The organism is Streptomyces argenteolus (genome assembly GCF_042902585.1).
Lineage (GTDB): Bacteria > Actinomycetota > Actinomycetes > Streptomycetales > Streptomycetaceae > Streptomyces > Streptomyces argenteolus.
In genome coordinates this window covers 1-1,013 of the sequence record NZ_JBIBEG010000041.1, presented here as the reverse complement: position 1 = coordinate 1,013, position 1,013 = coordinate 1, and the positions used below count along the sequence as shown (strand labels likewise).

Sequence of the window (1,013 nt, the reverse complement as noted above, 5' to 3'; positions counted from 1 at the left end):
ATGGTGCGTCCGGTGCGGGTTCCGTTGTCGTTCGCTCAGCGGCGTCTGTGGTTCTTGAATCGTATGGAGGGGCCGAGCGGGACGTACAACATTCCGTTGGGTGTGCGGTTGTCGGGTGTGCTGGATGTGGGGGCTCTGCGGGCGGCTCTGGTGGATGTGGTGGGCCGTCATGAGTCGTTGCGGACGGTGTTTCCGGATGTGGGGGGTGAGCCGTGGCAGGAGGTGGTCGCGGTGGGGGATGTGGTGGTGCCGTTCGAGGTGGTGGATGTGGCGCCGGAGGGGGTGGGTGCTGCTCTGGCGGGGGTGGCGTCGGTCGGTTTTGATCTTTCGGTGGATCTGCCGGTTCGGGTGTGGTTGTTCCGGGTGTCGGATGTTGAGCATGTGTTGTGTGTGGTGGTGCATCACATTGCGGGTGACGGGTGGTCGCAGGCGCCTTTGGCGCGGGATCTGGGTGTGGCTTATCGGGCGCGGGTGGGGGGTTGTGCGCCTGGGTGGGATGCGTTGCCTGTGCAGTATGCGGATTATGCGTTGTGGCAGCGTGAGGTGTTGGGTGATGAGGGTGATGAGGGTTCGGCTATTTCGCGTCAGTTGGGTTATTGGCGTGGGGTGCTGGAGGGGTTGCCTGATGAGTTGAGTTTGCCGGTGGATCGTGTGCGTCCGGTGGTTTCGAGTTATCGGGGCGGGACGGTTTCGGTGGGGTTGGGTGCGCGTTTGCACCGGGATCTTGTGGGGTTGGCGCGGTCGTCGCGTTCGAGTTTGTTCATGGTTCTGCAGGCTGGTGTGTCGGGGTTGTTGTCGCGGTTGGGGGGTGGTGTGGATATTCCTTTGGGTACGGCGGTTGCCGGTCGTACGGATGCGGCGTTGGACGAGTTGGTGGGGTTCTTCGTCAATACGTTGGTGTTGCGTGCGGATGTGTCGGGGGATCCGGGGTTCGGTGAGTTGGTCGAGCGGGTCCGGGTGACGGATCTGGCGGCTTTCGCGCATCAGGATGTGCCGTTCGAGCAGTTGGTGCA

The 1,013-nt window shown here is 63.0% G+C and carries 1 protein-coding gene; it reads left to right on the top strand.

Annotated elements, in window-relative coordinates; translation table 11 throughout:
* The coding region (locus tag ACFY8O_RS34460) for a condensation domain-containing protein (protein ID WP_387909365.1) at window positions 1–1,013 on the top strand (1,013 nt) is incomplete at both ends.